Raw genomic sequence first — 19,448 nt, forward strand, 5'->3', positions numbered from 1 at the left:
GTCAGCCGAGATCTCCCCAGAGGGTCTGCATGGCGGCGATCATGGTCATGCCTGCGGTCTCGGTGCGCAATACCCGTGGACCCAGCCGAACCGACCGGAAACCGTGGCCATGCGCCTCGGCGATTTCCCGATCCGATAGACCGCCTTCCGGACCGACCAGCAGGTGTACCGGCCCGGCTGGTTCGCCCAGGTCCTGCAACCGGCACGCACCCATGGGGTCCAGAACCAGGCGGATACCATCGACCAGCGTCGGCCAGATATCCGCCAGGGGCATCAACGGCCCTAATTCCGGCATCGTATTACGGCCGCACTGCTCGCAGGCGCTGTTGATCACGCCCTGCCAGTGCAGCCTGCGCTTCTCGGCACGGCTGTCGTCCAGTCTGACCACGGTGCGCTCCGTGACCACCGGCACGATGGCTTGAACCCCAAGCTCCACTGCCTTCTGCACCACCCAGTCCATGCGATCACCCTTGCCCACTCCCTGGATCAGCGTCAGCCACAGCGGCGACTCCACCTCCACGGCCCGATGGTCGCCCACCAGAATGGACACCTGCCGGCGCTCCACTGCCAGAATCACCGCGGCGTGCTCACCACCGCGACCATCAAACAGGGTGATGGGGTCATCGGGCCGCAGGCGCAGCACACGCACGTGCTGCGCAGCGGTGCCTTCAAGCTGAAGCGACTGGCCGGGGGTTAGCGGACCGGCAACGTGAATGCGGGGGCAACGCATGGACGGGGCTAGTCGAACAGTGCCCGATAGATTTCATCCTCCAGGAATTCCATGTCCGGGATGAAGGCGGGCTCGCCATGGGCCAATACGGCAGCCGCCACGGCGGGGGCATCGTCCATGGGCTCCTCCAGATCCTCGATGCCGTCGGGATGCACACTGACAAGGCGGGGAATGCCCTGGGCAAGGATCGCGAAGTACGGCAGTTCGGGCCGATCGCCAAGAGCCTTCAGCACCATCAGCCGCGCCCGGGTTGCGGGCAGTGCACCGCTGCCGCCGTTGATGTCCTCGAAGGCGACCACCGGGATGCGTTGACCACGCCAGTTGAATCTCCCCAGCAGCCAGCTGGGGTAGTCCCCCGGCAAAGGCTCCGGATCACTGTAGCCGACGACTTCAGCCACCACGGTGCTGGGCAACAGCAGATAGCTGTCCTCCATGGGAATCAGCAGTGATCGTACTGAGGCGTCTTCGGCAACCATGGTTTCCCTCGTCATGATGCTGCGGCTCGATGTTCAAGATAAGCGGCCAGCCCACCGGCCAGTTCCTCCGGGGTTCCCCGGCGACTGACGGCTCCGGTGGCCGCAGCGCAGTCCGGCATGCTGCTCACCGAAGAACTGCCACTGTCCTGCGCCCAGACTTCACCACCGGCTGCGGCGATGGCACGCACACCCAGCGCTCCATCGTCACCCATGCCGCTGAACACGATGGCGCCGGCCCGCGGCCCGTACCGCGACGCCACCTCCTGCATGAGCAGGTCGACGCTGGGTCGACAGCTGCGCTCGGCCTTGTCCGGTTCCAGCCGCAGAGTGCCCTCGGGGCCGATACGCACCACATGATTCACCGGCGCCACCAGCACCATGCCCGGCTCGGCGACATCGCCATCTCGAGCGGGGACCACGCGCAAGGCCGTGGTTCGATTGAGCTGAGAGGCCAGCAGTTCGACGAAACCGTCGCCGATATGCTGCGCCAGAAAGAAGATGGCCCCCGGCGCTCCAGGCAGGGCCGCAAAAAACCGCCGAACCGCCTCGGGACCGCCAAAAGAGGCACCCAGCACCCAGACCATGGGCTCTGCCGGCTGCTGCCCGGCAGGCTGGCGCTGCTCCGACTGCTTCGCCGGCAGCGGTCTCGCCGACGCAGGCGCGGCGACGCCACCAGCCAGACCAGTCAGCTTTGCCGCAAGGCGTCGAAACCAGACGCCAGTCTGCTCGGCACGACCGGACTCATTCAGTACGATGGGCACCGGCGCGTTCTCAAGCAATTCTTCCAGGGCATCGAAGACGGTATCGGAGGCGTCAGCGAGGTCCACCAGCAGCACCTGGGCGCGGGCGCTATCCAGCGCCCGCAGGCCACCGGGCAGCGCCGGCAGCCGCTCGACTTTCAGGCCGCAACGCTCGAGGCCCAGTCGCAGATCCCTGCCCGCCTCGGCGTCGGCCATGAGGCCAACGCGTACGGCAGCGCCGGTCTGCTGCTCACTGTTCGGCTCACCGGATGCCATGACGGTCTTGTAGAAGCTCCCGGAGATTGTCCATGAGCTCGCTTTCCTGATAGGGCTTGCCGAGGTAGCGATCGACGCCAATATCCAGCGCCCGCTGGCGATGCTTATCGCCAGTGCGGGAGGTAATCATGATGATGGGCACCTCACGGAGCCGCTCGTCGTTGCGCATGTGGGTTGCCAGCTCGTAGCCATCCATACGCGGCATCTCAATGTCCAGCAGCATGGCATGGGGAACGTAATCCTGCAGCAGGGCCACGGCGTCAACGCCATCCTTCGCGGTCACTACCTGCATCCCGTTGCGCTCCAGCAGGCGGGTAGCCACCTTGCGCATGGTGATGGAGTCGTCCACCACCATCACGGTGGCCATTTCGTCCAGTAGCGGAGCAGGCTCGCTGGTGACCTGCACCCCATCGGCAACGGCGGCTGACCCCAGGCGTACGAAAGCTCCGACGTCAAGAATGAACACAACGCGGCCGTCGGCCAGAATAGTGGCGCCAAAGATGCCGGGAACACCACTGATCTGCGGGCCCACCGATTTGACCACGATTTCCCGGGCACCGATCAGCGCATCGACCTGGATCGCCAGGCGATGATCACCGGTCTGCACCAGGACCACGGGGGTACGGCGATCGGTGCCACTCACCCCGGCCTCGCCGGTCCCCAGCAACTCCGCAAGGGAACGCACCTGGTAGTCCTGGCCCGCATAGTGATAACGCGCCTGATCACCACGACGGAAATAGGTCTCCAACTGATCGCGGGTCAGGCGAACCACGCCATCGATGGCGGTTAGCGGAATGGCATAGGCCTGTTCGGCGGCCATGCAGAGCAAGGCCTGGTTCATGGCCAGGGTGAAGGGCAGACGGACGATGAACGTGGTACCGAGACCGGGCCTGCTGTCGATCTCGAGATTGCCGCCCAACTGCTTGATCTCCGCATTGACCACGTCCATGCCGACACCACGACCGGAAATCTGGGTGACTGTCTCCGCCGTGCTGAAGCCCTGCTCCAGCACGAACTGCACGATCTCGCGATCGGTCAGCTCGGCGTCCTCGCGCATCAGCCCGCGGCTAATGGCCTTGCGCCGGATGGCCTCAAGGTTCATGCCGCTGCCGTCATCCGATACCCGCAGGACCACGTCGGAGCCTTCCCGGTCCAGGGCGACGGTAATCTGGCCGGAACCGGGCTTGCCGGCAGCCTGGCGGGCATCCGGTGTCTCGATGCCGTGGGCCACGGCGTTGCGCAGCATATGCTCCAGGGGCGCCGTGACGCGCTCGAGCACGTTGCGGTCCATTTCTCCCTGACCGCCCTGCACCCGCAGTTGCACATCACGCCCCAACTCCTGGGCGGTCTGACGGACGATTCTGCGGAGTCGCGGGGCCAGGTTGGCAAACGGCACCATGCGAGTGCGCATGAGGCCGTCCTGCAGTTCCGTATTGACTCGGGATTGTTGCAGCAACAGCGTTTCCGCTTCCCGTGCCAGATTATCCAGCATGCCCTCGATACTGCTGAGGTCGTTCACCGATTCCACCAGGGCGCGGGAAAGCTCCTGCATCCGCGAGAATCGGTCGAGTTCCAGCGGATCGAAGCTGTCGTCGTCCGCGTCCTGGGTGGACTCGGGCTGACGATCAAAGCGATACAGAATCTGCGCCTCGGTTTCTATCTCAAGCGTGCGCAGCTGCTCGCGCAGGCGGCTGACGGTCTGGTCCAGTTCCGCCAGGTTGAAGCGGAATCCACCCACCTGCTGATCCAGGCGAGCACGATAAATGCTGACCTCGCCGGCGTTGTTGACCAGGTTATCAAGCAGGTCCGCACGCACCCGAACCATGTCGGCGGCGGCGGTTCGCTCTGCCCCGGCGTCCTGCGCCGGCGCCTGGGGAGGTGGCGCGACAGCGGGCGGCGGGGGTACTTCCACCGGTGCTTCCACATCGGCATCAGTGGCGTCGCCACGGCGCGCCTCGATGGTCTGCAGCAGCGCGGCCGGCGCTTGCAGCACGGCCCCCTGCGCCGCGTTCTCACGCATGGCGTACAAGTGATCGTGACACTGCTCCAGCAGGTCGAACAGCGGGCGATCAGCACCGACTTCGCCATCTCGTACGCCATTCAGAAGGGTCTCTACGGCATGGGCGAGATCCGCCATGGGCGAGAATCCGGCCATGCGGGCACCACCCTTCAGCGTATGCAACGCGCGCTGAATATCCCGCAGAAGGTTTTCGTCGTCCGGATCATCGGCCCATTGCTGCAAGGCGCCTTCGATGACCTGGAGGACTTCCGCGGATTCCTCCAGAAAGACCTCGACCAATTCCACGTCGCCGCCGGCCTCATCGGCCTGTGGCCAATCGCTCAGGGAGTCGGCCGACTCGCCCGCGGCCTCCCGCCGGACCTGTTCCATGCGTTCCAGCAAGGCGACGGGCGACTCCGTCATCTTGCCGGTACGCGCGGCCAGCACCATGCGGTTCAGGCCGTCGAGGCATTCCGTCAACAGATCGAAACAGGCGTCATCCGCTGGAATCCGGGCAAGTTCCACGTCCACCACCAGGCTCTCGAGGCCATGACAGAGAGTGGCGAAACCGTTAAAGCCCGCGAGTCGCGCGCCTCCCTTGAGGGTGTGCAAGGAGCGGTGCAACTCCGCAAGGGCCGCGCTGGGATCAGCGTCATGTTCCCAGCGAGCGATGGTGCCCTCCAGGAACTGCAGAATGTCCTCCGCCTCTTCCAGGAACAGGGCGACCAGATCCTCGTCCACGGCATCGACGGGCTCGTCCACGAAGGCCGGTGCCGAGACGGCGGATGGTGCCGCCGGTTCGGTGGTTTGCGGCGGTTCCACCTGACGGCGCTCATCGATCCACGACAGCACATCGTCGATACCCGGCATGTCGAGACTGCTGTCTCCGAGGGCGTCCAGCAACTCACGGATGCGTTGCGCACCTGCTTCGAGCAGTTCGTTGTCGGCCTGATCCAGACGGCGGCCCTGATCCTGCCGCAAGCCAGCGAACTGTTCCAGGCTGCGGGCCAGCGTGGCAACCGGCACCACATTGGCCATCCGGGCACTACCGGCCAGCGTATGCAGGGCACGAGTCAGCGACTCCGTGACCTGACAGGTGGCACTCTGGGCGCGGCACCCCTCTATGAATCCGGCCACCGCAGTCAGGTGATCCAGCGTCTCGGCACGGAAGATTTCGTACAGGGCGGGATCGATCAGCGGTGTCGGCCCCGAAGCAACAGGTGCTGCTACGTGGACAGGCTCGACAGCCTCGGCGGCGGGCTCAGCCACATCATCATCCGGAAACCCGAAATCATCCGGCAATTCGGGCTGCTCCGATGATTCGTTCGCCGGCAGCGCACCTTCAAGTTCCTCGAAAACTTCCGGGTCGGGCGTATCGACATCGGCATCGTCGTCGGCTGCAGCGAAATCCTCGACGCCGTCCATGCTCTCCAGATCGGCGAGTTCCTGATCGCTGACCAGCGGCGCCTGCTCCTCCGGCGAGTCCAACGCCTGATCATGCCCGGGTTCCTGGTCGGCAGACGAGTCCTCTCCCACGGGTTCCGCGTCAGGCACAAGAAATTCGACTTCCGAGAATGGATCCTCGGCAAAGGGATCGCTGGACGCGAGCGTCGCATCGTCATGATCATGGTCAGCCTCGGACGTTGCGTCCGATTCTTCCCCGGAATCCTCGGCGTCGGCGAACACCTCGTCCACTGCGCTTTCTGCGGGAGCCTCCTGGACCTCGTCGGAGGTTGCCGGAACCGCGGGCGCGGTAACGACCGGCTCACCATCCGCCGCACCCTGCAGCTGGGCCATGAGCCCGCGAATATCCAGGCTATCGAGATCGATGTCCTCGCCACGCAATTCGGCGGCAAGCGACGGAATACGGTTGGTGGCCTTCTCCACCAGACCGGTCACTTCGCGAGTGGGCAAAACGTTACCCTCGATCACCCGATTGAGCAGGCGCTCGACGGACCAGGCCAACTCGCCCAGCAACAGGGCCCCGGCCAGGCGACCACTGCCCTTGAGGGTATGCCACATGCGGCGCAGTGTCGTAACCGGCTCCTTCTGCTCTGGATCGGCCAGCCATGCGGGCATGTTCTCGCCGATGGTCTCGAGCACTTCGTCGACCTCTTCGAGGAAGATCTCGAGAATTTCGTCGTCCAGCTCTTCGCCCCGTACGGGCACATCCAGGTTGACCGCCGAGGCATGACCAGGGCGACGTATCGGCGGCACATCTGCAACCGACGGCGACTCTGGCGCTTCCATGGGCTCTTCCATGGGCGCGTCCGATGCCGAGTCCACGAGCTCGGGCTCCGACTCCACCACCTGGGCTTCAGGCTGCTCTTGGTCACCGTGGTCTTCGCCGCTGTGGTCAGCATCGGGCTCATCGGTATCAAGTGCTTCCGGCTCCAGGGCAACGGTGGGCGGGAGCTCGGTGCCGACCCGCTCTGGCGTCGCGCCGGTGGACGGCCTGTAGCCCAGAAGATCGAGGCTGCCCTGGGCCACATCCAGGATTGCCTCGCGGCCGCTGCGCCGCTCAAGCACAGCCTCCAGGTAGTACTCCAGGCTGGTGATGGTATCTGCCAGGGCATCCAGGGCTTCCGAACCGGGCACGGCACGGGAGTCCAGTACCTCCTGGCGCAGATAATCGTTCATCACGGAGATCAGGCAGGCGGCCCGTTCGAGATCGATCATCTCGAGTGCGCCCTGGAGGCGCCGCATCACGGCTTCCAGGGAATCCAGCGGCTGCTGGTTGTCCCGCTCGATGAATTGAACGATGGCTTCCTTGATCGCGCCGATATCGGCGATGGCCTCGCGGATCGCCGTTTGATAGACGGTGCGATACTCCAGGTCGAACAAGCGACCGTCGTCGATGCCGACGGCGGCGTCCGCGCCTTCAGGACGGACGAAACCGTCCTCGAGCACGTTGTCGAGGCTGGACTCGACGTAGAGGAGCGTACGGGCCAGTTCCATCAGCGACTGATCACCGACGTCCTCTCCCGCCGCAAGGCGCTGGAAGCCCGGCAGCTGATCGCGTACCACCGTGCGGGCCTCGCCCATGCCCAGCATGCCCAGCGTATCGGCAACGCGGCCCAGGCTCTCGGCAGCCAACCGCAGGCGCTCCGGATCCGCCTGCCCACCGCGCACGTGGAGATCCAGCGCATCCTTGACGCCGGTCACATCCTCCCGCAGCGCACCGGCAACACTCTCCAGGATATCCGCGCCCGGTCCGGCAGCGGGCCGGTCGGGGTCAGCTGGCTCATCGAGTCCGAACTGCCGCCGAATGGCCAGCAGGCGTTCTGTCGGTTCCGGCGCCATCGCCACGTGATAGAGCAGGCTCTTCAGCAGCTCTTCGGGCACATCCTCCACCAGTGCCGTCTCGCCCTCGTCGATGACCCGCTTGAGTTGCCGGTCCACCTGTCCCAGCAGCGTCTTGACCGAGCGCGTGCTCTCCAGCCCACCATGCCGCAAGCCGTCCACCACACCGGCGGCGATCCACCACAAACCGGCGGCGCCATCATCGGGAGAAGCCGCATCCAGGTTGTCCAGCACCTCGGCGATCTTTTCCAGGCTGCGGTCTTCCTGCTGACGCTTGAAATACATCAGCAGGGCGCGCTGATAGACACCCCGGTAACGCCTGGCCAACGCAACAATGGGCTCACCGGCTTCCCGCAGTCGGGCTTCGGCGTCCTGAACGGCGGCCAGGTCCGGCGAGAAAAACAGGCTCTCGTCCAGGGTCTCGGCCGCCCGTGAGCTTCGCAAATCGTTGATCAGGCCAAGCACCACCAACGGGCTGTCCTGCTGGCCCTGCTCGATTTCCTCAAGCAGACGGGCGCAGCGCAGAATGCCGGTCATGATGGTTTCTTCGGCGTCCTCGGGCTGGCCGACATCACCGGCAAGCAACGCCTCGATGGACCGCTCCAGCTCTTCGGCCAGCATGGACACGCCATAGAGTTCAAGCATCTGCAGCGTGCCGTAGACCTGATGCAGGTAGGTGCCGCAAAAGCGCAGCTGCGTCTCGTCGCTGCGGTCTTCGCTGTATGCCTCCAGGGCCTGGGCAGCTTCCTTGAGCGTGTTTTCAAGCTCCCGGCGCACCCAACTGAGTGTGCTGCGATCAAAGTCGGAGGTCGTCATGGCGCAACCGCCCTCCGGGCTGGTTCATCGCTGCGACGGAAGGCAAGCACGTCGTCCTGGTTGGCCAGCCTTGTCATGTGTGGATGAGTCCAGCGCAGGACCTCACCCGCCCCGAGTATCATCACGCCCCCAGGCCGCAGGTGTTTCACCAGGCTGTCCACGATGGCCTGGCGGCGGGTGCGATCGAAATAAATGAGTAGATTCTGACAATAGACGACATCCGCCGCCCGGCCGGCCAGCCCACCAACATCAAGCACATTGATCTGGGCGAAACAAACCCGCCGGCGAAGCTTCCGACTGACCAGGAAGTGTTCCGGATCGGCGGGTTCGCAATAGCGCAGCGCATACTCTTCCGGAATGTCAGTGGCGCGCCTGCGGGAATAGGTACCCGCCTTGGCCGTGGACAGGGACTGCAGGCTGATGTCGGTCCCGGTTACCCCGAAGCGGGCAACAAACCCGGTATCATTGAAGTAGCGATCCGCCACCATGGCAAGGGTGTAGGCCTCTTCCCCGGTGGAGCAACCGACGCTCCAGATGTTGAGCTGCCCGTCCCAACCCGGTCGGGCCACCACCGCCGGCAGCACGGTCTCACGCAGCAGGCGCAACGCTCTTGGATCGCGGAAGAAACGGGTTTCATGAACGGTGAGCCGGTCAACCAGTGCCGTCCATTCGATGTTGCCGGCGAGCCCCGATGTGACGAATTCGTAGTAGGCATCGACGTCGCGGTAGCCGATCTGGCGCATCCGCAAGGCCAGGCTGGTCACGAGGAACGAGCGCCGTTCCCTGGGTAACACCATGCCGGTTCGACGCTCCAGCAATTCGACCCAGCGGTCGAACTGCGACTGCGTCATGCCGGGCAGGCTGTCGGCCATGGACGTGGACGGCTGCACCTCTTGCCCCTCCTCAGCGAGCACCATCGTCACCGGAGAACTCCCCCTTACTCGGGCAGCTTGAAGCCGGCCACGGAGTTCCGCAGGTCGTTGGCGAGATCAGCCAGGTTACCGATGGAGGTCGCCGTCTCGTTGGTACCCGCGGACGTCTGCGAGGTGATCTCCTGGATGACGTTCATGGTATCGGAGATGTTGGCGGCGGCCTTGGCCTGCTGACGGGCCGCCTCGGAGATGTTCTGGATCAGTCCGGCAAGCTGCTGCGAGGTGTTTTCGATCTCGCGCAGCGCATCGCCGGCGTCTTCCGCCAGGCGCGCACCACTGACCACACCGGCGGTGGATTGCTCCATGGAGATCACCGCCTCGTTGGTGTCGGTCTGGATAGTCTTCACCAGGGCTTCGATCTGCTTGGTGGCATTACCCGAGCGTTCGGCCAGTCGCTGGACTTCGTCGGCAACCACCGCGAAACCGCGACCCGCTTCACCGGCCATGGCCGCCTGTATGGAAGCATTAAGGGCCAGGATGTTGGTCTGGTCGGCAATGTCGTTGATCAGCTCGACGATGTTGCCGATTTCCTGGGATGACTCACCGAGCCGCTTGATCCGCTTGGACGTCTCCTGGATCTGTTCGCGGATCACGTCCATGCCGTCGATGGTGCGACGCACGGTGTCGGCGCCCTTGTGCGCCAGGTCCACCGATCTGCGGGCCACGTCAGCCGATTCTTCGGAGTTGCGCGACACCTGGTCGATGGAAATGGCCATTTCGTTGATGGCCGCCGATGCGGCAGTGATCTGGTGCGCCTGGTGATCGGAGGCTTCCGCCAGGTGCATGGCAGTCGCCTGGGTCTGCTGTGCCGCGGAGGACACCTGTACCGAGGTCTCGTTGATGGTGGTTACCAGGTTGCGCAGGGCGTCGGTGGCGTCATTGAAGGCGTCGCCGATGGCGCCGGTGAACTCCTCACCCACCGAGGCCTGTACGGTGAGATCGCCTTCGGACAGACCCTGGATTTCGTCCAGCAGGTCAAGGATCGCCTGCTGGTTCTTCTTCGACTGCTCGTCGGCCTTGCGCTTCTCGGCGCGCTGGGCTTCCACCTCGGCTCGGGCCGCAAAGCGGGTAAAGAAGCCGCGCACCACCAGAAGAATCAGCGCCAGAAGACCGAAAGCAAAGCCGAACCACCACTTCACCGGCCGCTGATCTGAAAGAGCCCGGTACTGGACGAGGAGCTGTTCGGTAGTGGCTTCCAGACGATCGGAATCGGTGAAGATCCGGTCCGCCGCCTCGCGCACTTCATAGAGCTCCGTGCGGTCGCCAAGGATGTCGTTCACCGGTTCACGCACTTCCGACGCATAGATGTTGCGGGCCTCTTCCAGTGCCGTCCGGGCCTGGCTATCGGTAACGTTGCCAACCGGCAGGGGACCCGAGCCAAGCAGGGAGTTGAGAGAGGCACTCAGATTCTGGTCGGCCTGCTCGAGACGGGCGGCGGCGGTGCGATTACCGATGCCACCACGCAGCATTTCCTCGATATTCCGGGTGATCTGGTCGGCGTGGAGCATGGCCTGGGTGGTGGCAAAGACCTGGTCCTGGCTGGCGCCGGCATCAACCAGTCGGGTGGCGGCCTCTTCCAGAAGACGCTGAATACGGGGTACGGTGCCACGGAACTCTTCCGCAGTCTCGTTGATCGTTATGATGCGCTCCTGGTTTTCGAGGATGGTGCCAACCAGGCGGTTCATCTCGTTCCAGGGCTGCAGGACACGCCCCAGTGCCGCGTCGGCAGCCGGTGTTGTCTGAGACGTGGGGGGCAGCCCGGTACGCGGATTGCCCGAGGCAAGGGCATCGGTATTCTGCGCCAGATCCTGCCGTGCCTCACGCAGATTGAAGAAGGCATCGGTCTTGCCGTTGGCAGCTTCGGATGCATTCTTGGCAATTTTTTGCGCCAGTACGCGAATCGCCTCGGAGCGCTCCACGTATTCGGCGTCGAAGTTGCTGTAGTAGTTGATGTAGGCGAAGCTCGCCACCATCAGCACCACGGCGAGCAGAATCAGCCCACTGACGGCCGTCACCGCTGCCGAGAGTCCGCCGAACTGACCCAAGTTCCTCAAACCCTTCATGGTCGTACATCCTCCAGAGCGTACAGGGACCCGGGCGTCCGGCGAGGCACAGGCCTCGCACCGGGCGGCGAAACTAGATCGCCACCTTGATGAACCGGGTCGACTGGGCCAGAGCCCGCATGCTGAAAACCAGCCACTCCACACCCTCGGTGTGGAAGCGACCCGAAATGAACGGTGCCAGGTCCTCCGCAACGTTCTCGGCGGACTGGTGAAAATCGTCGTTCAGAAAATGTCGCATCCCCAGAACCTCGTCCACGAGCAAACCGGCGAACACACCATCGATGTCGATGACAATGACCCGGCTACTACGGGTAAGGCTGGTCTGCACGCCCCCGAGAAAGCCATTCAGATCCATGACCGGCAGCAGATTGCCGCGCACGTTGGCCATGCCCCGCACCCAGGAGCGGGTCCGCGGAATCGGCGACAGCTCGGGATACTTCAGAAGCTCGGTGACCTCCCCCATGGCACAGACGAAATGCTGCGCGCCAAGGCGAAAGCCGACACCCTCCCACACCTCGGCGGGAGCTTCCCGCACAGGCATCTGGGCACCGTGATCACGACCCAGCTGCTCGAGCTGGCGGAGCAAGGCAAAGGGCGACATTTGAACGACCGCAACCATCGTCAGTTCTTCAGGGCGCCCTTGACAGCATCGAGCAGCTGCTCTTCAGTCACAGGCTTGGTTATGTAATCACACGCACCCTGGCGCATGCCCCAGATGCGATCCGTATCCTGATCCTTGGTGCTGATGATGACGATGGGAATCGCGGAGGTCGCCGGGTCCTTGCTCAGCTTGCGCGTCGCCTGGAAGCCATTGACGCCCGGCATCACGATGTCCATGAGAATGACATCCGGCACCATCTTGCGTGCAATCTCGATTCCGCTCTCGCCGGTTTCGGCCACCGCCACGTCATAGCCATGCTTCTCCAGCATGCCGCGCAGCACGTGGGTTTCCGTAGGGGAGTCGTCGACAATGAGTACCCGAGTCATGCAGATGTCCTTTTTCTGATTCGCCTGCGGTTGAAGCGCGCCCACGCCCTCGCCATTCGGCGCCCTGGGGCGCGCCCCCGGTTGGCGTTATGGTCGCCCGAAAGCGCGGCGGGAAACTGTGTACTCCGTCACGCCGCCTGACTCAGGTGTCGCTTGATGGCGCCAAGCAGTTCTTCCCGGGTAAAGGGTTTGGTCAGATACTGCTCGGAACCGACGATGCGGCCTCGGGCACGGTCGAACAGGCCATCCTTGCTGGACAACATGATCACCGGGGTTTTCTTGAACAGCTGGTTGTGCTTGATGAGCGCACAGGTCTGATAACCGTCCAGCCGGGGCATCATGATATCAATGAAAATGATGCCGGGCTTGAGGTCGGCGATCTTGGCGAGCGCCTCGAATCCGTCCGTGGCGGTAATCACCTCGCAACCCTCCTTCTTGAGCAGGGTCTCGGCCGTGCGCCGGATGGTCTTGCTGTCGTCGATGACCATGACCTTGAGCCCGGTCAACGCATCCTGAGTGGTGTCGTTCTCCACCGTCTCCCCCACACTGGCTAGTCCTGAACCTGGCCCCAGACGGTACCGGAGCGAATCCTTTCCGCTGCTGTCCGGACCTATGTAACATACCTGTCTGGCAACATCCACGCACACGCCGGGCCTTGCTCGGCCCCGCCTCGGAGTCACCTGACCATGACCTTGAAACTGGGGGTCGTCATGGACCCCATCGCAGAGATCACCCCCTACAAGGACACGACCCTGGCCATGCTGATTGCTGCCCAGAAACGTGGCTGGACAGTGCGCTACATGACGCTGGCCGACCTGTACCTTGTCGATGGCGAAGCCCGCGGGAGTCAGCATCCTCTGGAAGTGCGGGACAACAATAGCGACTGGTTCACACTCGGCGAACCCGAAGATGCGCCACTTGCCGCACTGGACCTCATTCTGATGCGGAAGGATCCGCCGGTGGACGCCGCCTTCACCTATGCCACCCACATCCTGGAGCGCGCCGAGCAGGCTGGCACCCTGGTAGTCAACCGCCCATCGGCGCTGCGCGACGCCAACGAGAAGCTGTTCACCGCACAGTTTGCCCACTGCTGTGCTCCCACGGTGGTTGACACCGATCCCGGCCGCCTGCGCGCCTTCATAAGGGAACAGGGCAAGACCGTACTCAAGCCCCTGGATGGCATGGGTGGCCGCTCGATTTTCGTGGTGGCCCAAGGCGACCCCAATACCAGCGTCATCATCGACACCCTGACTGCCTCGGGCAGCCTGCCCATCATGGCGCAGCGCTATCTGCCGGAGATCAGTGCCGGCGACAAACGCATCCTGGTGATCGATGGCAAACCAGTGGACTTCGCGCTGGCCCGTGTGCCGCTGGCCGGCGAGACCCGCGGCAACCTCGCCGCTGGCGGTCGTGGCGAGGGCGTCCCGCTGACCGATCGGGATCGCTGGATCTGCGAGCAGGTGGCACCGGAACTGCGTCGCCGCGGGCTCTGGTTCGTCGGACTGGACGTCATCGGCGACTACCTCACCGAGATCAACGTCACCAGCCCCACCTGTGTCCGCGAACTCGACAAGATCTACGGACTCGACATTGCCGGGGATCTGCTCGATCGCCTGTCGCAGCTGCTCGATGAAAAGTGAACTGGAGCACTGACCTGAAGCCATTGTCCAGGCACGATGGTGGATGGTCGCCGACGACTGATTTGCGTAACATTTCGAGGCATCCGATCCGGAGCCCAGTGACGGAGTAGCGAAGAGCGCCCTATGGCCGCCAAGGACACGCATCCCACCGGCTTGACCGACCGAGCGCCGCGCATCGGCTCCGGCGATCGTTTCGGCATGACCCTGTTCCTGTCCATCGTCGTCCATGCGCTGGTGATTCTCGGTATCGGCTTCGCCACCAATATTCCCGATCGCGAACTGCCACCACTCATCGAGATCACCCTGGCCCAGAACCCGACGGACGAGCGGCCCGAGGACTACGACTTCCTCGCACCGGATGACCAGGACGGGGGCGGCACGCTTGACGAAGCGCAACGGCCCAGCGAGCAGGCCGCCCTGATTCCGGACCCCCGCGACATGGACGATCTGGTTCAGGAAGAGGCGACGCCGCCAAGCCCCTCGGAACCGGACACAGTCAGGACCATTCTCGCCGAGGAGTCGCAGACCCGCCTGCCAGACCCCGAAGACCTACCCGAGGAAATTGAAGCCGAAGTCACCGAACTGAGCATGGTGGATCTCAACCTGACCCGGCAGCAGGTTGCGCGGGATATCGCCGACCCCACCCAGACCATCGACTGGGATGCCCGCTACCCCAGCAAGCAGCGCATCAATGCCCGCACGCGCTCCCATGCAGCAGCGGCATACATGCGCGGCTGGATCGAAAAGGTCGAGCGCGTCGGCAATCTCAATTACCCCGACGAGGCCCGGCGGCGAGGCCTGACCGGCCGGCTGATTCTGGAAGTGACCCTGTATCCGGACGGAACCGTGGAGGACGTGCGCGTGCTGGAACGCTCCGATTACGCCTTGCTGGATGAGTCGGCCATGCGGGTGGTCGCCATGGCGGCCCCTTATGCACCGGTGCCCGAAGAGGTGCTGGAGGGCAAGGACCGCCTGGTGATCACGCGCACCTGGGAATTTGTCCGAACCGGCGGCATGGAGATGCGCTGAACCATGGGCATCCCTCATTCCCTGACCAATCATTTCCTGATTGCCATGCCGTCGCTTGAGGATCCGAACTTCCAGCGCACGGTCACCTACATCTGTGAGCACAATGACAATGGCGCTCTGGGGATCGTGATCAACCGTCCCTCGGAGGTCACTCTGGGCGAGTTGCTGCAGCACATGGATCTGAACCCCATCGAGTCAGGCACGGCCGCCCTGCCCGTTTACCTGGGAGGCCCCGTACAGCGGGAACGTGGCTTTGTGCTGCACTCCGCCCGACTGAGCTGGGAATCGTCCTTGCAGGTCTCCGACGACATCGCCATCAGTACGTCCCGGGACATCCTCGCCGCCATTGCTGCCGGAGAGGGTCCGGAACATTACCTGGTGGCCCTGGGTTACGCAGGCTGGGGCGGGGGGCAGCTTGAGGAGGAGATGGCGCAGAACGCCTGGCTGAGCGGGCCGGCTGACCCGGCCATCATCTTCCAGCGGTCCAACGATGAGCGCTGGCAGGCGGCGGCCTCGCTGCTTGGCGTTGATCTGCGCCTGCTCTCAAGCGACGCCGGCCACGCATGAGCCCGGCGACCTGCCTGGGTTTCGATTACGGCACACAGCGCATCGGCATCGCTATCGGCGATACCCTGACCGGCACTGCGCGACCCTTGCGCACACTGCAGTGCCGCAACCCCGGCCAGGTTGACTGGCCGTCGATCGCAGCGCTGATCGACGAGTGGCGCCCCGACGCGCTGGTGGTAGGCCTGCCTTGCAATGACGATGGCAGCCCTGGCGCCCTGGCTCCCCGCACCCAGCGATTCGCCCGGCAACTCCACGGTCGGTTCGGCCTGCCGGTCCACGAGGTCAATGAACACCTGAGTTCGGTGGAGGCGGAACAGCGTCTTGCCGAGCTTGGTCAACGGCGCACTCGCGACGACCCGGGTGCGATTGATATGATGGCCGCGGCTGTCATCCTGGAAACCTGGTTAGCGGCGGACGCCTCATGAGCCATGCCCCTCCGATTGCACCCTTGCTGGATCACCTGACCACTTCATTACGCACGCTGCTCTCGGAGCGCGGTGAGACCTCACCCCTGATGGTGGGCATCCACACCGGCGGCGCCTGGATCGCGGCAGATCTGCACCGCCGCCTTGAACTGACAGAGCCGCTGGGCACACTGGACATCGCCTTCTACCGGGATGACTTCTCGAGCCGCCGCCTGAACCCGCAGGTCAAGCCCTCCTATCTTCCGGTACCGGTGGAGGATCGCTGCGTGATCCTGGTGGATGACGTGATCTTCAGCGGTCGCACGATTCGTGCGGCCATGAACGAGATCTTCGACTACGGGCGGCCGGCGAGCATCGTGCTGGCCACCTTGATCGACCGGGGCGGACGCGAGTTGCCCATTGCGCCGGACGCGGTTGGTGAGCGCCTGGCACTGCCACCCGGGCGCCAGATCAAGCTGCGGGGGCCTGATCCGCTGGAACTGGTGGTCGAGGAGCAGACATGAACATCCAGCTCGATGAGGCAGGCCGACTGCGCCACTTCCTCACCACCGAAGGCCTGAGCCGGGACCTGCTTGAACAGATTCTGGGCACCGCTGCCTCGTTCTCGGAGGTCATCGAGAAATCGGTCAAGAAAGTGCCGCTTCTGCGCGGCCGCACCGTTATCAATCTGTTCTTCGAACCCAGCACCCGCACCCGTACCACCTTCGAACTGGCGGCCAAGCGCCTGTCGGCGGACGTACTCAACATCAACCTGGCCACCTCGGCCACCAGCAAGGGCGAGAGTCTGCTGGATACCCTGCAGAACCTGCAGGCCATGCAGTGCGACATGTTCGTGGTGCGCCATGCGGACAGCGGCACCGCCCACTTCATCGCCGAACACGTGGCACCCCATGTCAGTGTCGTGAACGCCGGCGACGGGCGTCATGCCCATCCGACCCAGGCCATGCTGGACATGTATACGATCCGCCGCCACAAGGGCGACTTCGAACCCTTGCGGGTCGCCATCGTCGGCGATATTGCCCACTCCCGGGTGGCCCGCTCCCAGATCCATGCACTCAATGCCCTGGGCGCCGGCGAAGTTCGCGTGATCGCGCCGCGCACCCTGCTGCCAAAAGACGTGGAAAACCTGGGTGTTCACGTCTATCACGACATCGACGCGGGGCTGCGCGACGCCGATGTGGTGATGAGCCTGAGGCTGCAGAAGGAACGCATGCAAGGCGCACTGCTGCCCAGCGAGCACGAGTACTACCAGCTCTACGGCATCACCCGGGCACGCCTGGCACTGGCCCATCCCGAAGCGATTGTCATGCACCCCGGCCCCATCAATCGCGGGGTGGAGATCGAATCCTCGGTGGCCGACGGCCCACAATCGGTGATCCTCAACCAGGTGACCAACGGCATCGCCACGCGCATGGCTGTGATGTCCATGTGCCTGGAAGGGCGCTCGGTGGTGGGGGAGCCGACATGAAGCGCATCCACATCAAGGGTGGTCGGGTGGTGGATCCAGCGAGTGGTCTGGACGCCGTCACCGACCTCTGCATCGCCGAGAAGCGCTTTGTCGGCATCGGCGCTACACCGGATGGCTTCGTGGCCGACCAGGTCATCGACGCCACCGGGCTGCTGGTGATCCCCGGACTCATTGACCTGGGCACTCACCTGCGCGAGCCAGGGGAGGAACACAAGGCCACCATTGCCAGCGAGGTGACCGCCGCCGCCCGGGCCGGCGTTACCTGCCTGTGTCCGTCGCCAGCGACGGACCCGGTCACCGACACCACTGCCGTGGTGGAACTGATTACCCGTCGCGCCCGGCAGACCCGAATGACCCGCGTCATGCCCATCGGCGCACTGACCCGCGGCCTGGAAGGTCGACAACTCTCTGAAATGGCTGCCCTGAAAGCCGCCGGCTGTGTCGCCGTGAGTGACGGCGGTCGCCCCGTCACCAACACCCTGGTTTTGCGCCGAGCCCTTGAGTACGCAGCTACCCATGACCTCACCGTCATCCTCACGCCCCAGGATCCGGACCTCACCGATGGTTCCTGGATGCACGAGGGTTGGGTCTCCACCCGCATGGGCGTCCCGGGCATTCCGGTCGCCGCCGAGACCGCCGCGCTGGCCCGTTACCTGGCGCTGGTAGAGGAAACCGGCACCCGCACCCACTTTGCCCGTCTGTCCTCCGCCCGGGGCATGACCATGCTTGCCCGGGCACGTCAGAGCGGGTTGCCGGTCAGCGCCGACGTGGCAATGCATCATCTCTTTCTCAGCGATATGGACGTCAGCGGATTCAATCCGCTGTGCCATGTACTGCCACCACTGCGCAACGACGGCGATCGCGCGGCTCTGCGTGAAGCCGTGGCGAGCGGTACGATCCAGGCGATCTGCTCCGATCATCAACCCCATGATCCGGATGCCAAGGCCGGCACCCTGCTGGCCTCGGAGCCCGGCATTTCCGGCATCGACACACTGCTGGCACTGACACTGCGGCTGGTGGAGGACAAGGTGATGGACTTGCGTTCGGCCCTGGCCCGCGTGACCTGCGATGCAGCCGATGTGCTTGGCGTGCCCCGGGGCCGGATCACCGAGGGTCGCTCCGCCGATCTCTGCCTGCTGGATCCGGAGGAGCCCTGGTGGCTGACGTCGGAGAGCATGGCGAGCCGTGGACGCAATAGCCCATTCCTCGGCTGGGAGCTGACCGGCCGAGTGCGCTGGACCTTGCTGGAAGGCCGCGTGCTGCACCCGTCGCCGGAACTCGACGAGAGCGCATGACGCGACTGGTGGGCAGCGTCACCCTGCCAGGTGGCGCGAGACTCCTGCAGGTCGAGGCGGCCGACGCCACCGAAATCAGGCCGGGCCAGTGGTTCCGGCTGACACTGAACGACCAGCCGTTCAGCCTCGCCACCATGGACTACTCCACCGGAGAAGGCTGGTTGGCCTTCGTGCTGCCAGGGGAACTGGCAATCGCCGTCGGCCCCACGGCCTACGGAACCCCCTGTTCGCTGGAGGGGCCGTTCGGTGAAGGGATCTTCCCGGTGGAACACGGCAGGCGGCGCATCCTGCTGGCGGACGATGTCGGGTTGCCCGCCACCCTGCTTGCCGCCCGGGATCCCGGTCTTGAGCTTCATCTGTGCGTGCTTGGCTTGACAGGTACACCAGCGATTCGCATGGGCCCGTCGCGCTTCGTGGTGCATGCTGCCCCCCCAGGCGTCATCGCCGGTGCCACGCCGCTGGAGGAGGCCGGTATTGCCAGTCGGATCGCCCATCCCGACGGGCTGCCCGGCTGTCACCCAGGCACCTGCATGGATTTGCTGTTGGCCTATCTGGCGGGGCAGACGGCTGAATGGCGTTGGGAGACCACGGTGACTGTGCTGGGCACGGAGGCCACCGTGGCGGCTTGTCGTGAGGGGCTGCGGGCACAGGTCGGCGCCATCGATGCCCATACCCTGCCGCCGATCATCGGATAGCGTGCCG

General features: G+C 64.4%; 17 protein-coding genes. 8 read left to right on the forward strand and 9 right to left on the reverse strand.

The features are described 5' to 3' along the window. Position 1: 1 nt before the first annotated feature. The 9 genes from J2T57_RS11230 to J2T57_RS11275 form a co-directional block, all read right to left on the reverse strand. Positions 2 to 730, reverse strand: a complete 729-nt coding sequence (locus J2T57_RS11230) for a 16S rRNA (uracil(1498)-N(3))-methyltransferase (protein ID WP_253478098.1) — start codon at positions 728 to 730, stop codon at positions 2 to 4. A gap of 8 nt (positions 731 to 738) precedes the next feature. Continuing rightward, the gene (locus tag J2T57_RS11235) at positions 739 to 1,221 is read right to left on the reverse strand and encodes a chemotaxis protein CheW (protein WP_253478100.1); all 483 of its coding nucleotides are present in this window, start codon (positions 1,219 to 1,221) and stop codon (positions 739 to 741) included. Next, positions 1,218 to 2,222, reverse strand: coding sequence for a chemotaxis protein CheB (locus J2T57_RS11240; RefSeq protein ID WP_253478102.1), 1,005 nt, complete (start codon positions 2,220 to 2,222; stop codon positions 1,218 to 1,220). The genes J2T57_RS11235 and J2T57_RS11240 overlap by 4 nt, the downstream gene beginning before the upstream one ends. Beyond that, positions 2,209 to 8,340: an Hpt domain-containing protein gene (locus J2T57_RS11245; RefSeq protein ID WP_253478105.1), complete on the reverse strand. Its 6,132-nt coding sequence runs from the start codon at positions 8,338 to 8,340 to the stop codon at positions 2,209 to 2,211. Before J2T57_RS11245 ends, J2T57_RS11240 begins: the two co-directional genes overlap by 14 nt. After that, positions 8,337 to 9,257 carry a CheR family methyltransferase gene (locus J2T57_RS11250; protein ID WP_253478715.1) on the reverse strand — a complete coding sequence of 307 codons (921 nt, stop codon included), beginning with the start codon at positions 9,255 to 9,257 and terminating at the stop codon, positions 8,337 to 8,339. The genes J2T57_RS11245 and J2T57_RS11250 overlap by 4 nt, the downstream gene beginning before the upstream one ends. 20 nt (positions 9,258 to 9,277) lie before the next feature. Next, positions 9,278 to 11,335, reverse strand: coding sequence for a methyl-accepting chemotaxis protein (locus J2T57_RS22230; protein WP_301289336.1), 2,058 nt, complete (start codon positions 11,333 to 11,335; stop codon positions 9,278 to 9,280). Between the two features lie 73 nt (positions 11,336 to 11,408). Beyond that, the gene (locus J2T57_RS11265) at positions 11,409 to 11,954 is read right to left on the reverse strand and encodes a chemotaxis protein CheW (protein ID WP_253478107.1); all 546 of its coding nucleotides are present in this window, start codon (positions 11,952 to 11,954) and stop codon (positions 11,409 to 11,411) included. Positions 11,955 to 11,956: 2 nt separating this feature from the next. Further along, the gene (locus J2T57_RS11270; RefSeq protein WP_253478110.1) at positions 11,957 to 12,322 is read right to left on the reverse strand and encodes a response regulator; all 366 of its coding nucleotides are present in this window, start codon (positions 12,320 to 12,322) and stop codon (positions 11,957 to 11,959) included. 128 nt (positions 12,323 to 12,450) lie between these two features. After that, on the reverse strand, positions 12,451 to 12,810 hold the full coding sequence (locus J2T57_RS11275; RefSeq protein ID WP_253478718.1) for a response regulator: 360 nt from the start codon (positions 12,808 to 12,810) through the stop codon (positions 12,451 to 12,453). Between the two features lie 198 nt (positions 12,811 to 13,008). Between J2T57_RS11275 and gshB the strand changes: the two genes are divergently transcribed. From gshB to J2T57_RS11315, 8 genes are all read left to right on the forward strand, one after another. Further along, the gene (gene gshB, locus J2T57_RS11280) at positions 13,009 to 13,962 is read left to right on the forward strand and encodes a glutathione synthase (RefSeq protein WP_253478113.1); all 954 of its coding nucleotides are present in this window, start codon (positions 13,009 to 13,011) and stop codon (positions 13,960 to 13,962) included. A 123-nt stretch (positions 13,963 to 14,085) separates the two neighbouring features. After that, positions 14,086 to 14,991 carry an energy transducer TonB gene (locus J2T57_RS11285; RefSeq protein WP_253478116.1) on the forward strand — a complete coding sequence of 302 codons (906 nt, stop codon included), beginning with the start codon at positions 14,086 to 14,088 and terminating at the stop codon, positions 14,989 to 14,991. Between the two features lie 3 nt (positions 14,992 to 14,994). Further along, a complete protein-coding gene (locus J2T57_RS11290; protein WP_253478118.1) occupies positions 14,995 to 15,558 on the forward strand; it encodes a YqgE/AlgH family protein in 564 nt (187 codons plus the stop codon). Then, the gene (gene ruvX / locus J2T57_RS11295; RefSeq protein ID WP_253478121.1) at positions 15,555 to 15,983 is read left to right on the forward strand and encodes a Holliday junction resolvase RuvX; all 429 of its coding nucleotides are present in this window, start codon (positions 15,555 to 15,557) and stop codon (positions 15,981 to 15,983) included. Before J2T57_RS11290 ends, ruvX begins: the two co-directional genes overlap by 4 nt. Beyond that, on the forward strand, positions 15,980 to 16,486 hold the full coding sequence (gene pyrR / locus J2T57_RS11300; protein WP_253478124.1) for a bifunctional pyr operon transcriptional regulator/uracil phosphoribosyltransferase PyrR: 507 nt from the start codon (positions 15,980 to 15,982) through the stop codon (positions 16,484 to 16,486). The genes ruvX and pyrR overlap by 4 nt, the downstream gene beginning before the upstream one ends. Then, the gene (locus tag J2T57_RS11305) at positions 16,483 to 17,451 is read left to right on the forward strand and encodes an aspartate carbamoyltransferase catalytic subunit (RefSeq protein WP_253478127.1); all 969 of its coding nucleotides are present in this window, start codon (positions 16,483 to 16,485) and stop codon (positions 17,449 to 17,451) included. Before pyrR ends, J2T57_RS11305 begins: the two co-directional genes overlap by 4 nt. Further along, positions 17,448 to 18,746: a dihydroorotase gene (locus J2T57_RS11310; protein ID WP_253478130.1), complete on the forward strand. Its 1,299-nt coding sequence runs from the start codon at positions 17,448 to 17,450 to the stop codon at positions 18,744 to 18,746. The genes J2T57_RS11305 and J2T57_RS11310 overlap by 4 nt, the downstream gene beginning before the upstream one ends. Next, complete coding sequence (locus J2T57_RS11315; RefSeq protein WP_253478133.1) at positions 18,743 to 19,441, forward strand: ferredoxin reductase domain-containing protein; 699 nt, start codon at positions 18,743 to 18,745, stop codon at positions 19,439 to 19,441. The genes J2T57_RS11310 and J2T57_RS11315 overlap by 4 nt, the downstream gene beginning before the upstream one ends. Positions 19,442 to 19,448: the final 7 nt, after the last annotated feature.

The organism is Natronocella acetinitrilica (genome assembly GCF_024170285.1).
GTDB lineage: Bacteria > Pseudomonadota > Gammaproteobacteria > Nitrococcales > Aquisalimonadaceae > Natronocella > Natronocella acetinitrilica.